The organism is Shewanella sp. Iso12 (genome assembly GCF_012030025.1).
Lineage (GTDB): Bacteria > Pseudomonadota > Gammaproteobacteria > Enterobacterales > Shewanellaceae > Shewanella > Shewanella algae.
In genome coordinates this window covers 123,507-136,386 of sequence record NZ_JAAUHW010000007.1, presented here as the reverse complement: position 1 = coordinate 136,386, position 12,880 = coordinate 123,507, and the positions used below count along the sequence as shown (strand labels likewise).

Below are 12,880 nucleotides of genomic sequence, written 5' to 3'. Positions count from 1 at the left end.
AAGAAACAGGGCAACTCGAGTCGCCCTGTTTTTGGTTCTAACCCAATTGGCTCGCTATTTTTGCAACTCGGCCTGGCGCTGCTTGATGAAGTATTCCCGAGTCAAAGCAAAGACCACTGGGCTGAGCAGCGCCAGGGCTATCAGGTTGGGGATCGCCATCATGGCATTCAAGGTATCTGCCACCAGCCAGATAAAGTCCAAAGACGCCATGGCTCCCACGGGCACCATCAGAGTCCAGACCAGGCGAAACGGCACTATGGCCTTGGTACCAAATAGATACTGCACGCATTTTTCACTGTAAAAGCTCCAGCCGAGAATGGTGGTAAAGGCGAAGATAGCCAGTGCCACGGCCACTATGTACTGCCCTATGGGCAGAGCGTGGCTGAAGGCGTAGGAGGTTAAGGCCGCGCCGGTTTCCCCCGAGGTCCAGGCACCGGAAACGATAATCGCCAAACCTGTGATGGAGCAGACCACTATGGTATCGATAAAGGTACCCAACATGGCCACCAGTCCTTGAGCCACAGGGTTATTGGTCTGGGCTGCTGCATGAGCAATCGGCGCACTGCCAAGACCTGCTTCATTGGAAAACACCCCTCGGGCCACCCCGAAACGTATGGCGGCCCACACTGCCGCACCCGCGAAACCGCCCTGGGCCGCCACTGGGTTGAAGGCGCTCTCGAATACCAGCTCCAGCGCCGCCGGGATCTGATCGAAATAGACCACAATCACAGCCAAGCCTGAGGTGATATAAAACACAGTCATCAGGGGTACCAACTTACCGGCAACGTCGGCAATCCGCTTGATGCCACCCATCAGGACTGCCCCCACCAGGATCATCATCGCCAAGCCGGTTGCCCAGGCTGGAAGACCAAAGTTGCTGTCCAAGGCATCGGCCACCGAGTTGGCCTGCACTGTGTTGCCGATACCAAAACCGGCAAAACCACCAAATAAGGCGAATAGCGTTCCCAACCAGGCCCATTTCTGGCCGAGACCATTCTTGATGTAGTACATGGGGCCGCCTATGTGATTGCCACTATCATCGACCTCGCGATACTTGACCGCCAGCACGGCTTCAGAAAACTTGGTGGCCATTCCCACCAGCGCGGTGCACCACATCCAGAACAGTGCCCCCGGGCCGCCAAGAAAGATTGCCGTCGCCACCCCGGCGATATTCCCTGTACCTATGGTGGCCGACAGTGACGTCATCAGCGCATTGAAGGGGCTGATCTCCCCTTTCATATTGGTGTCTTTATCCGGGATCCGCCCGGACCAGAGTAAACGGAAGCCTCTCCCCAGCTTGAGAAGCTGCATAAAGCGCAAACCTATGGACAGAAACAGTCCTACCCCCAGGATCATCACCAGCATGGGCACACCCCAAACCAGGCTGTTGAGCTGGCTAACCCACTCCATTATTGTTTCCATTCCAACCTCGTGTAGTTATTGTTATCGCTGCAGTTTCCATCTGTGATGGCAAAAACTGCATAAGGAACACCCAGATTACAACGAAAGATTAACAATTGGAAACCTACTGTTAAACCTCCCGCCGGGAAGCGAAAGCACTCAACGTCCACGCCCCCTTAAGAGAAAGGGCACAAACGCGAGCTGGATTAATTAGGATAAGACTCAGTCGACCAATCCCAGGTTGGCCGGCAGCTGGGCTATGTCACCGGCCACCCATTCGGCCTCTATGCACTGCTGCAGATGTTCTGCCATAAAGTGCACCAATTGCCGCGCCGCATAGGGCATACGCCTGTCTTTACGGCTCACCAGATACCAATTGCTTTCCAGCGGGAAGCCTTTCACATCCAGAATAGCCGGGCGCTCACGCCCTTCCTCCAGGGTATGGGCCGAGATAACAGATAACCCCAGCCCCGAGGCGACCCCTAGGCGAATGGCCTCATTGCTCTCTATCTGCATACAGTCGCCCAGTTCCATCCCCTGACCGCTGAGCCAGGATTCAAACATTAACCGAGTAGCCGACCCCGGCTCACGGATGAGAAAGCGCTCGCGACTGAGCTGCTCAAACTTGAGTTCACTCTGCCCGGCGGCCCAATGATCTCTGGGGGCAATCAGCTGCAGTGGGTTACGGATGATCCGTGCCGATTGCACAGTTTCGCCCCTGGGAGGATGGCTGAAGAGGTAGAGATCGTCTTCCAGATGCTCAAAGCGATTCAGCACATGGGCACGGTTACCTATGTTCAGTGTGACTCGGACACCGGGGAAACGACGATAGAAGGCGCCGAGGATCCGCGGCACCACGTACTTGGCCGTGGTCACCAGGCCGATATTGATGTGGCCGCTCTCCCCTTCCCGCACCTTGGCCAGCATGCCGTTGAAGTCTTCCAAACGGGTCATCACGTCGACGGCGGCCCGGTACAGCTCCTGCCCAACCTGAGTCGGCCGCAGTCCCCCCGGGCCGGTTTCCAGCAAGGGCTCACCCACCAGCTCGGCCAGTTTTTTCAATTGCAGCGACACGGTCGGCTGAGTCAGATACAAGTGTCTGGCAGCGGCGGAAATATTCTGCCGCCGGACCACTTCGATATACACCTGCAACAAGCGCAGGCTGAGATGGCGAAGATCCATAGATAATTATCTATATATATGTAGTGAATAATTTATTTTCCAATATAGCGCCGGGCGAGCACAATCTCCAGCCGTCTAACAAGGAGAACCCCATGCCTGATGTTGTTATTGCCTTTTTCGGCCTAGGCCTGTTGGCCGGTCTGCTCAAATCGGATCTCAGAGTCCCCGAATCCACCTACGAAACCCTTTCCATACTGTTAATGCTGACCCTGGGCCTCAAGGGCGGCATGGCGCTGCACGGCCACACAGATCAGCTGTCTTTTGCCGAGCTGGGGTTAGTGATAGGTCTGGGACTGGCTATCCCGCTGGCCCTGTATCCCATATTGAAAAAAGTGGTCCGCCTGCCACAGAGCGATGCCATCAGTATTGCCGCCCACTACGGTTCGGTCAGTGCCGGGACTTTTGCCGTTGTCTACGCCATGACAGAGCAGCTGGGCTGGCCACTCAAGCCCGAAACCACTCTCTATCTGGTACTGCTGGAGCTGCCATCCATCATAGTCATGTTGTGGCTCTATCGACGCCTGAACCGGGATAAGCCGGGACGCGGCGGTAATATCCTGCTTGAAGCGCTTACCAGCCGTGGGGTGATATTGCTGGGGGGCGGCGTGCTTATCGGATGGGGCTACGGCTCTGAGGGCTTGGCCTCTTTGAGCCCTGTGCTGATGCAGGGATTCAAGACCTTGCTGGCGCTGTTCCTGCTGGAGATGGGATTGTGTACCGCCAGGGTTTGTGCTCCGCTGCCCTTGAGTCACTGGCGCCTGTTGGCATTCGCTGCCGTCACGCCTTTCGTACTCGCCTGGGTGGGGATCATTACAGGTCACGCCCTGGGGCTACCCGCCGGTTCGGCACTGGTACTGGCCGGCCTCTGCGCCAGCGCCTCTTACATTGCGGCACCGGCGGCGATCCGCGCGGCCATCCCATCGGCCAATATCGGCGTGGCCATGCTGGCCTCGCTGGGGGTCACCTTTCCGATTAACCTGTTGATAGGGCTTAATCTTTACCGTCAATGGGTGGCCTGGATTTACGGGCTCTGAATCTGTTCCTGCGGCGTGGGTTCAGATTCGAGTAACAGCTTGAGATTGCTGAGCCCGCGCAGCAGATCCGTGGCGATCATGGTTTCAAAGTCAACAAACAGAAACATCAGATTCGTCGGGTAATCCAGGTGCCCCTTAAAGCTCCAACTGAGGTTGGTTCTATTGCCTTCATAGGGTTCAAATAGCATGTAGGCAGGTTCAGTGGCCTCGAAGGGAGTCAGAAACCTGAGCTCATAATCGATGCGCTTGTTAGTTTCCATGGCGACTATCTCCTGCTCACCTTGGCCCACCTCCGGATTATCACTCTTCCAGGCAGAGACAAAACCGACAGTGCCGTCAACGCCGCGATAGCTGCGCTTCATCGCCGGATCCATCTTGGCCCAGACGCTGAAGTTATCTTGATTTTTCAGATATTTCACATAGTCATAGACCTCAGCCACCGGGCGGTTTATCACCACATTGGTGGTCACCTGGTAGTCGCTTTTGACAAACAGGGCGGCAATCAGCGGCACAGCCACTATCAGTGCCAACAGGATAAACAGTGTCTTGATAAAACGCATAAGGATTCTCCAAACAAGTTTTCTTCCGACAACAATTACTTGCCTGAGTATATCCTGCAAACAGACCAAAAAGTAACCAAGTCGTTAGAGATTGAAATAGCCTTCTTGAAACCGCCTGCACAAGCAAACCCTGGCCGAGAAGCGAACCAAGCCACAAATCCCCTCAGGCGATTTGTTGTGCAAATGCTTTTAGGTTACAGTCACCTGTAAACATGGACGTCTAATCAAGGGACTGTAATGGGATTTATCCTGGCGCCATTGCTTGTTATCTGGCTGGCAATACTGACTGTGGCGGGTTACCAGGCCACTTTATACTTCAAAGAAACTTTCAGCCTCAGCGGGCTGTTGGCATTTTCCAGTGTCAGTTTGCTTTGCGCCGCCCTCTATTTCCTGCTCCATTTCCGACGCTATCAGGACGCCGAATCCTTGGGTGCCTTCGATATCAGCATGGAACTGCTGTTTAACCCCATAAGCGGTGGCATCTGCGTATTGGCGCTGCTGCTGATCTGGCTGGTGCCCATGGGGGTTTGTAAGCCTCTGCTGCTGGCACTGGTACTTGGCCTGGCTATCGCCACCCTGGCCGGGGTCGTTTATGAGGAGAGCTTTATGACAAAACATGGGATTCAACGCACTTACTGAACAAGATATAGTGCGAGCTGTGATTTCCGGCCACTGAGGCCACATCAACCCAAGGAGAGAGAATGATCAAACTCAGCAATAAAGAAACCGGCGCTTTTATCGGCCATATCTCTGAGCAGCAGCTGCAGTATCTGATCGACAACCTGGTAGAAGAGCATGATGCCGACCAGGATTACTGGCTGAACCGCACTCAAATAGAAACCTTCAAGGCCAGCGGTGCCGATGCCGAGCTCGTCAACCTGTTGGAAACGGCCATGGGCGAAGCCGATGAGCTGGAGATCCTCTGGCAGCACCAGGGCTAAAGTCAAGTTTGCGCCAACAGTAAAAACGCTCCTTTATCAAGGGGCGTCTTTATTTGTTGTTAATAGCAAAGATAAAAATAGCCCAGGTTAATTCTCTTTTGATTCAACGTCATAGCGCTCGGCCTACCATAGGGAATGAACCGAAAAGTTAAGTTTATGACTTCCCACTAAAATTTAGCCCACAACCCAGCTCAGTTCGGGTAAACGGCTGAGATCCAGCTTGTCGCCTTCGGTCGCTATGGCCGAGGCCTGGGGTCTTGGTTTGGGCTGCACGCCATCGGCATGTTCCAGCACACTCAGGAGTTGCCGCTGGGCATCCGGCTCACCGTGAACCAGAATGAGTGGCGGCGCCCCCTCAAACTCACGGTACCAGCGCAGCAGTTCGGCCTGATCCGCATGGGCCGACAGCCCACCGACTGTGTGAATTCTGGCGGCGACATTCACTGAATTACCGTTGATGGTGAGCTCACTGGCGCCATCGACCAACAGCCGCCCCGGGGTTCCCAGTGCCTGAAAGCCACAGATGATGATGTCGCACTCGGGCCGCCACAGGTTGTGTTCCAGATGACAGCGGATACGACCGCCGTTACACATGCCGCTGCCGGCAATAATGATAAGCCCCTGGTGTACGTCGTTGAGTTCCATCGACTCTTCGGTACTTTGGATAAACTCTATCCCAGACAGCAGCGGGTGCTGCCCGGGGTGTTGATGCACGAAACGCTTGAAGTCCTCGTCCATCAAGGGATAGTTATTGATATACACCTTGGTGGCCTCTATGGCCATGGGGCTGTCGAGGCAGATTTTCCAGCGTGACAGATCCCACTCCCCGGCATAGAGGTGAAACAGATACAAAAGCTCCTGCGCCCGGCCAACCGAGAAGGCAGGGATCAGGATATTGCCACGGCTCTCACTGATGGCTGTAGCGAAGATCCCCTTGAGTTCTTCCAGGGTCGCCTCCCAACTACGGTGCAACCTATCGCCATAGGTACTTTCCATCAGCACCAGATCGGCCCGCTGGATCAGCGTCGGGTCTCTCAGAATCGGCATACCGGCGCGGCCGAGATCGCCACTGAACACCAGTTTTTTCTGGGTGTTGCCATCATTGATCCACAGCTCCAGTAGCGCCGAACCCAGAATATGGCCGGCATCACTCAGACACAGGGTCACACCGGGAATGGGATCCAGCTTGGTGCCATAGTCCAGTGGAATAAAGCGGGTCAGTGCCAGTTCGACATCTTCTTCGGTGAACAGCGGCTCTATGGGCTCGAGATCTTGCTTGGCACGTTTGCGATTCTGCCGCTCGGCATCACGCTGCTGCAGCATGGCGGCATCCTTGAGCATGATGGCGCACAGCTCCATGGTGGCCTTATGGGTATAGATGGGTCCGCTAAAACCCTGCTTCACCAGCAAGGGCAGGCGCCCCGAATGGTCAATATGAGCGTGGCTCAACACCACGGCAGTCAGGGATTCAGGAGCAAAGGGAAAGGCTTCATGGTTACGCAGTTCATCCTGCCGCCCTCCCTGAATAAGACCACAATCCAACAGCAAGCTTTCGCCGTTGACCCGCAACAGATGGCAGGAACCTGTGACTTCTTGGGTGGCGCCCCAAAACTGCAAACTCATGGACATGACACTTCCCTCTTTGAAACAATTCGGCCAATGAAGCTGCGGAAAAACTCTGCCGCACCTTCCCTAAGCCTATGCCCTTATGGGAAAAAGTGACACTCCCTTATAGTCTAATTTTGCAGTGGATCATTGCGCCTCATGCTCTTCCGGCAGACCACGGGAGATAACCAATGTCAGCAGTAACATGGCGCTGGAAACCCAAAGACAAGCCTCCAGCCCCCACCACTGAAACAGCGCACCGGAAAGCACTGTGCCCAGCAAGCGCCCGGCGGCGTTGGCCATATAGTAGAACCCCACATCCAGGGATACCCCATCCTCACGGGCATAACTGACAATCAGAAAACTGTGCAGCGAAGAGTTCACCGCAAACAAGGCGCCGAATAGCAACAGGCCGCCGATCAGCCAGACGTGCGAGTATTGGCTACCAAGCCCAAGGGCGATAAGTGCGGGCACCAGAGCGAGCAGGCCGCACCAGAAGAGCGCCGCCTCCCGTCCCGGCAAGGCCGAGCCTTTATGTTTGCCGACTGTCTTGCCGTCAGTCCTGGCGGTCAGCCTGGGCGCCAGGGCCTGCACCAAGCCGTAGGCGATAATCCAGCCGGCCAGAAAGCCCCCCACCTGCCAGTGATCCCAGCCAAATTGACTGGCCAGATACACAGGCAAGGCCACCACAAACCAAACATCCCTGGCAGCAAACAGAAACAGCCTGGCCGCAGAGAGAATATTCACTGCCTGGCTCTTGGAAAACAGCTCACTGAACTTGGGCTTATTCTTGGCCAGGCCCAGTTCCGCCTTGAGAAACAGCAGCGAGCTCAGCCACACCAAGGTCAAAACAGCGGCCATGGTGGCAATGGCACCGGCAAATCCCAGCAGGCTAAGCAGGGCGCCGCCGAGGAAGAAACCTATCCCTTTGAGGGCGTTCTTGGAACCGGTTAGCAGCGCCACATAGCGATACAGGGTCTGTCCTGCCTGGGCCGCATCCTTGGGTACCAGGGTCTTGATGGCACTCTTGGCACTCATCTTGTTGAGATCTTTGGCAATCCCCGACAGTGCCTGGGCCGCCATCATCCAGGGAATGGTCAGCCAGGCCTGAGGCACCAACAGCATGGCCAGCGCCACTATCTGCAGCCCAAGGCCGATATTCATGGTGCGGTTGAGCCCCAAACGGGCGCCGAGCCAGCCGCCCAACAGATTGGTAACCACACCGAAAAACTCATAGAAGAGAAACAGCATGGCAATGGCCAGCGCACCGTAACCCAACTGATAGAAATAGAGCACCACCAGCATGCGTAGCGCACCATCTGTCAGGGTAAAGGCCCAGTAATTGCCGGTGATCAGCAGGTATTGGCGCAGCGCCGGACTCATTTCAACCATGGTGTTGTCCTTCAGGCATCCCGGTCCAAACGGCCCACCATCAGCGCCAATTCGGCGGTGCGATTGGCATAACCCCATTCATTGTCATACCAACAGTAGAGTTTGAGCTGAGTGCCGTTGATCACCATGGTGGACAGCCCATCCACTATGCAGGAGCGGGGATCTGTCTTGTAGTCCACCGACACCAGCGGCCGCGACTCGAAGCCGAGAATGCCCTTGAGCTCAGTCTCGGCCGCCTGTTGCAGCAAGTCGTTGACCTGTTGCTCTGTCACTGTTTGCTCCAGTTCAAACACACAGTCGGTCAGCGAGGCGTTGGCCAGTGGCACCCTGACCGCATGGCCGTTGAGGCGGCCTTTCAGCTCAGGGAAGATATGGGTAATGGCGGTGGCACTGCCTGTGGTGGTCGGGATCAGGCTCTGGCCACAGGAGCGGGCTCGGCGCAGATCCTTATGGGGCGCATCCAATATGGTCTGGGTATTGGTGATGTCGTGGATAGTGGTCATGGAGCCATGACGAATGCCGAAGTTCTCATGGATGACCTTGACCACAGGCGCCAGACAATTGGTGGTACAGGATGCGGCTGTTACTATCAGATGCCTGGCCGGGTCATAACTCTGATGATTCACCCCCATCACCAGGTTAGCGACGCCGTCCTCTTTCACAGGCGCTGTCACCACCACCCGTTTCACCCCTTGATCAAGATAGGCCTGCAGCAGCGCCTTGGTTTTCATCTTGCCCGAGGCCTCAATCACCAGATCGCATTGAGACCAATCGCTGTCTGCAATGGCCTGATTGCGACTGGTCGCTATCCGCCGCCCGGCTATGACTATGGCACTGCCCTCATGCTCGACTGGGTGCGACCAACGGCCATGAACCGAGTCAAACTCCAACAGGTGCGCCAGGGTGGCGGCATCGCCTGCAGGGTCATTGATCTGCACAAATTCGAGTTCCGGCCAATCCCAGGCAGCCCTCAAGGCCAGCCGTCCCATGCGGCCAAAGCCGTTAATTCCCACCTTTATTGTCATCTCAGTTCTCCGTTAACTTGTTGGCCGCAGGCCAATTACCGCGGCGGCGATTGGCAAATGCCACCAGGGACAGCATCACAGGCACTTCCACCAGTACCCCGACGACTGTAGCCAGCGCCGCTCCCGAGTGCAGACCAAAGAGGGAGATAGCCACGGCAACCGCCAGTTCGAAAAAGTTGGATGCCCCTATCATGCAAGCCGGAGCAGCTATGTTGTGGGGCAGTCGCAAACGCTTCGCCAACCACCAGGTCAGCAGGAAAATACCGTAAGTCTGCAGTAACAGTGGAATGGCGATCAGCACAATATTTTGCGGCTGGGCCACTATGGTTTCGGCCTGCAATGCAAACAGCAATACCACAGTCAGCAGCAGCCCCAATATCGACCAGGGCTTGAGTCTGGACAGCAAGGCCGTAATCGCCTCTGGCCGGCTATTGAGGTGTTTGCGGGTCCAGATCCCCGCCAATAGAGGCAGCAACACATACAAAGCCACAGATAGGATCAAGGTTTCCCATGGCACCTGAATATCACTCACCCCCAGCAGCAGTGCCGACAGTGGTGCAAAGGCAAAAATCATGATCACATCATTGACCGATACCTGCACCAGAGTGTAGTTGGCATCGCCGCGGGTCAGTTGACTCCAGACAAACACCATGGCGGTACAAGGAGCGACTCCGAGAAGGATCATCCCGGCGATATACTCCTGCGCCGTTTGCGGCTCTACCCAAGGGGCAAACAGAAAACGGAAAAAGAGCCAGCCGAGCAGCGCCATGGTAAAAGGCTTCACCAACCAGTTGATCACCAGCGTCAGCAGCAATCCCTTGGGATTTCGGCCAACATCCTTGATAGCGGAAAAGTCAATTTGCACCATCATGGGATAGATCATCACCCAGATAAGTACGGCAATCACCAGATTGACATGGGCGTATTCCAGCGCCGCCACCGCGGCAAATACACCAGGTGCCAGATAACCCAGCGCTATCCCAGCTAAAATGCACAGCCCTACCCACAGGCTGAGCCAACGTTCAAAAATTCCCATACATCCCCCTCTCCGGTCCCCCGGCGGTTAACTTCCGGCGCTCAAGTGATAGATTCCGGCCGGTTTCAACAGCAAGCTTGCGGCCTCGAGGCCATGGCCTCCAGCCGAGTCAGCTCATCAGCAATAAAGCCAGGGTTGGCCGTCAATGTGTCCCGCAGCAACTGCTCGCACCAGGGTGCCAGCTCGGGGCTGAGACGATAAAACACCCATTGGCCCCGGCGTCTGTCCTGCAGCAGCCCCTGAGTTCGCAGCTGCGCCAAATGACGGGAGATCTTCGGTTGACTCAAGGCCAGGGCCTCAGTCAACTCGCAGACACAAAGCTCTCCCTGCTGCAAGATCAACAGCAGGCTGCGCAGCCGGGTTTCATCGGCCAAGGCTTTGAAAAAAATGGTTAGTTCCATGATAAATGCCACTCCTTAAGGCCAATGGTCGACCAGCCATACATCTGCCGTTTCCGTTGGCCACTCAAATGAGCACCTTCAGCAACTCGGAGGATATATGGATAAACAGATATATGCTAAATCATATATAAAAACGCCTATAGTTCAAGCGCTATTTTGAGGAGTTTGTCGGGTTGGAATTGGAGATCTGCCCCAGGGGTTACACGGGTTTGCAGTGGTTCGCTTGGCAGAAGCCGACGCTATCGTAAATTAATTTTAAACCCTAATTATTTCCGGTTTATATCAGAACCAAACCAGAAAATTGTTATAGCTCAAATATAGAACCTATCGCTTGCCTTATAATTGTATGCAATATATTAAAAATTGAAAAAACTAAAATAACCACAATACAAGCAACTGATTCGTATAAAAATAACCTTCTTCAGTCAGTTTAAAACCTAGTATTCCACTCAGATATAAACTTGATCATTTTCTGATAAACATGAATAATATCGTTCGAACCAAAACCATTTGAACACTAATCAATAGATTGGTTAGCCTTCAAGTGGTTTTTCGTTAGCCCAACTTCAGATGAAACTTAAGGAAGGAGAATCACGATGAATGCCAACAGCTCACAGGAGTCTGACAGTCATCTTTCACGCTACCAAATCAGCCTCAGAGATAAAGCCAAGTACCTGATCCAATTAGGGTGTTTCTGGCTCGTACTCTCAACCTACCTGTACCCATTCTGCAAACAAAAACTCAATCAAGCCTTCACTGGCAATAACGGGCACTAATCTATGGATTATTCGAGTTATATCTCTTTGGCCATCTACTTTGTGGTCATGCTGGCGATAGGCCTGTTTGCCTATCGCAATTCTACCGATGATATTTCGGGCTACATTCTCGGCGGCCGTCAGGTCAGCCCTCAGGTCACGGCGCTGTCGGCCGGCGCTTCCGATATGAGTGGTTGGATGCTGATGGGTCTGCCGGGCGCCATGTTTGTTATCGGCTTCGACACCATCTGGATTGCGCTTGGCCTGCTTATCGGCGCTTGGTTCAACTATCTGCTGGTAGCGCCCAGGCTCAGGGTTTATACCCAGGAAGCAGATGACGCCCTGACACTGCCGGACTTTTTCAGCAAGCGCTTCGAGAAGAAAAACGGCTCGGTGCGGATGATTTCTGCAGCGGTGATCATACTCTTCTTTACTCTCTACACCTCTGCCGGTCTGGTCGCCGGGGGCAAACTGTTTGAATCCGCCTTCGGCCTGAGTTACCAGCTAGGCCTGGTGATCACTGTTTCAGTGGTGGTGGCCTACACCCTGCTGGGGGGCTTTCTGGCCGTCAGTATGACCGACTTTGTGCAGGGCTGTATTATGTTTGTCGCCCTGGTGATGGTGCCTATAGTGGCTTTTCAGGAGTTCAACAATGGCACTGAGATGATGGCGCAGGCCAATCACACCATAGTACCTCTGTCTGAATCTGTGGAGAAAATGAGCCTGCTGGCGATTGTTTCCAGCATGGCCTGGGGACTGGGTTATTTCGGTCAACCACATATCATAGTGCGCTTTATGGCCATTCGTTCGGTGAAAGATATCAAGACGGCCCGCAACATAGGCATGAGCTGGATGTTGGTGACCATACTCGGCGCCCTGGCCACAGGCCTTATCGGTGTCGCCTATGTCAACAAGTTCCACCCTGGGCTGCAGGACCCGGAAACCATCTTTATTCTGTTCTCGGAAATTCTGTTCCACCCTCTGGTGAGTGGCTTCCTGCTGGCGGCGATTCTGGCGGCCATCATGAGCACCATCTCCTCACAGCTGCTGGTGTCATCCAGTTCACTGACAGAGGATGTCTACCGCGCCGTGTTCCACAAGGACATAGACGAGAAGAAGCTGGTTAACATAGGTCGCCTCGGGGTGTTTGCCGTTGCTGCCGTGGCCACTTTACTGGCACTGGACAGCGACAGCAGCATATTGTCACTGGTGAGTAACGCCTGGGCCGGTTTCGGTGCCGCCTTCGGGCCACTGGTGCTGTTCAGTCTGTTCTGGTCGAAGATGACCCACTCGGGTGCCGTCGCCGGTATCCTCACCGGCGCCATCACTGTGCTGCTGTGGATCCTGCTGCCTGTCTTGCCCGATGGCAAGACACTCTCCAGCGTGATCTACGAGATAGTTCCCGGCTTTATCATAAGCTCCACGGCCATAGTGCTGGTCAGCCACTTTAGCCAGGATCCCTCACACTCAGTGCAGAAGACCTTCCACGCTACCCGGGAAAAGCTGCAGCAGGTCGGCTGATAGCTGGACATTACAAATCCCGTTATA

General features: G+C 54.7%; 12 protein-coding genes. 4 read left to right on the top strand and 8 right to left on the bottom strand.

The genetic code is table 11. From position 1 onward, the window contains the following. Window positions 1-54: 54 nt before the first annotated feature. Window positions 55-1,422, bottom strand: coding sequence for a sodium:alanine symporter family protein (locus HCX89_RS13470; protein ID WP_167716372.1), 1,368 nt, complete (start codon window positions 1,420-1,422; stop codon window positions 55-57). A gap of 201 nt (window positions 1,423-1,623) precedes the next feature. Continuing rightward, window positions 1,624-2,583, bottom strand: a complete 960-nt coding sequence (locus HCX89_RS13465) for a LysR family transcriptional regulator (protein ID WP_144226018.1) — start codon at window positions 2,581-2,583, stop codon at window positions 1,624-1,626. Between the two features lie 92 nt (window positions 2,584-2,675). On the opposite strand from HCX89_RS13465, the gene HCX89_RS13460 reads away from it, so the two are divergent. After that, window positions 2,676-3,617 (top strand): sodium-dependent bicarbonate transport family permease, encoded by a 942-nt coding sequence (locus HCX89_RS13460; protein WP_093982033.1) that lies wholly within the window; start codon window positions 2,676-2,678, stop codon window positions 3,615-3,617. On the opposite strand, the gene HCX89_RS13455 is transcribed toward HCX89_RS13460, so the two are convergent. Further along, a complete protein-coding gene (locus HCX89_RS13455) occupies window positions 3,605-4,177 on the bottom strand; it encodes an SRPBCC family protein (RefSeq protein ID WP_037436323.1) in 573 nt (190 codons plus the stop codon). The genes HCX89_RS13460 and HCX89_RS13455 overlap by 13 nt on opposite strands. Window positions 4,178-4,414: 237 nt before the next feature. On the opposite strand from HCX89_RS13455, the gene HCX89_RS13450 reads away from it, so the two are divergent. Both HCX89_RS13450 and HCX89_RS13445 read left to right on the top strand, forming a co-directional pair. Further along, complete coding sequence (locus HCX89_RS13450; RefSeq protein ID WP_025009308.1) at window positions 4,415-4,816, top strand: hypothetical protein; 402 nt, start codon at window positions 4,415-4,417, stop codon at window positions 4,814-4,816. Window positions 4,817-4,878: 62 nt separating this feature from the next. After that, window positions 4,879-5,118 carry a hypothetical protein gene (locus HCX89_RS13445; protein WP_025009307.1) on the top strand — a complete coding sequence of 80 codons (240 nt, stop codon included), beginning with the start codon at window positions 4,879-4,881 and terminating at the stop codon, window positions 5,116-5,118. 174 nt (window positions 5,119-5,292) lie between these two features. On the opposite strand, the gene HCX89_RS13440 is transcribed toward HCX89_RS13445, so the two are convergent. From HCX89_RS13440 to HCX89_RS13420, 5 genes are all read right to left on the bottom strand, one after another. Further along, window positions 5,293-6,747: an MBL fold metallo-hydrolase RNA specificity domain-containing protein gene (locus HCX89_RS13440; protein ID WP_167716370.1), complete on the bottom strand. Its 1,455-nt coding sequence runs from the start codon at window positions 6,745-6,747 to the stop codon at window positions 5,293-5,295. A gap of 123 nt (window positions 6,748-6,870) precedes the next feature. Continuing rightward, complete coding sequence (arsJ, locus tag HCX89_RS13435; protein ID WP_167716368.1) at window positions 6,871-8,115, bottom strand: organoarsenical effux MFS transporter ArsJ; 1,245 nt, start codon at window positions 8,113-8,115, stop codon at window positions 6,871-6,873. 11 nt (window positions 8,116-8,126) lie between these two features. Then, entirely contained in the window at window positions 8,127-9,140 is a 1,014-nt protein-coding gene (locus HCX89_RS13430) for an ArsJ-associated glyceraldehyde-3-phosphate dehydrogenase (protein ID WP_115389330.1), read from the bottom strand. A gap of 1 nt (window position 9,141) precedes the next feature. After that, entirely contained in the window at window positions 9,142-10,176 is a 1,035-nt protein-coding gene (gene arsB, locus HCX89_RS13425; protein ID WP_101059243.1) for an ACR3 family arsenite efflux transporter, read from the bottom strand. A gap of 65 nt (window positions 10,177-10,241) precedes the next feature. Then, window positions 10,242-10,577 carry a metalloregulator ArsR/SmtB family transcription factor gene (locus HCX89_RS13420; RefSeq protein WP_028779633.1) on the bottom strand — a complete coding sequence of 112 codons (336 nt, stop codon included), beginning with the start codon at window positions 10,575-10,577 and terminating at the stop codon, window positions 10,242-10,244. Window positions 10,578-11,356: 779 nt separating this feature from the next. Between HCX89_RS13420 and putP the strand changes: the two genes are divergently transcribed. Continuing rightward, window positions 11,357-12,853, top strand: a complete 1,497-nt coding sequence (gene putP, locus HCX89_RS13415; RefSeq protein ID WP_044733612.1) for a sodium/proline symporter PutP — start codon at window positions 11,357-11,359, stop codon at window positions 12,851-12,853. Window positions 12,854-12,880 lie beyond the last annotated feature (27 nt).

Coding starts and splice junctions, on each gene's coding strand:
- putP (WP_044733612.1), top strand. CDS start 11,357: ATGGATTATTCGAGTTATATCTCTTTGGCCATCTACTTTGTGGTCATG.
- HCX89_RS13470 (WP_167716372.1), bottom strand. CDS start 1,422: ATGGAAACAATAATGGAGTGGGTTAGCCAGCTCAACAGCCTGGTTTGG.
- HCX89_RS13460 (WP_093982033.1), top strand. CDS start 2,676: ATGCCTGATGTTGTTATTGCCTTTTTCGGCCTAGGCCTGTTGGCCGGT.
- HCX89_RS13465 (WP_144226018.1), bottom strand. CDS start 2,583: ATGGATCTTCGCCATCTCAGCCTGCGCTTGTTGCAGGTGTATATCGAA.
- HCX89_RS13455 (WP_037436323.1), bottom strand. CDS start 4,177: ATGCGTTTTATCAAGACACTGTTTATCCTGTTGGCACTGATAGTGGCT.
- HCX89_RS13450 (WP_025009308.1), top strand. CDS start 4,415: ATGGGATTTATCCTGGCGCCATTGCTTGTTATCTGGCTGGCAATACTG.
- arsJ (WP_167716368.1), bottom strand. CDS start 8,115: ATGGTTGAAATGAGTCCGGCGCTGCGCCAATACCTGCTGATCACCGGC.
- HCX89_RS13445 (WP_025009307.1), top strand. CDS start 4,879: ATGATCAAACTCAGCAATAAAGAAACCGGCGCTTTTATCGGCCATATC.
- arsB (WP_101059243.1), bottom strand. CDS start 10,176: ATGGGAATTTTTGAACGTTGGCTCAGCCTGTGGGTAGGGCTGTGCATT.
- HCX89_RS13420 (WP_028779633.1), bottom strand. CDS start 10,577: ATGGAACTAACCATTTTTTTCAAAGCCTTGGCCGATGAAACCCGGCTG.
- HCX89_RS13430 (WP_115389330.1), bottom strand. CDS start 9,140: ATGACAATAAAGGTGGGAATTAACGGCTTTGGCCGCATGGGACGGCTG.
- HCX89_RS13440 (WP_167716370.1), bottom strand. CDS start 6,747: ATGTCCATGAGTTTGCAGTTTTGGGGCGCCACCCAAGAAGTCACAGGT.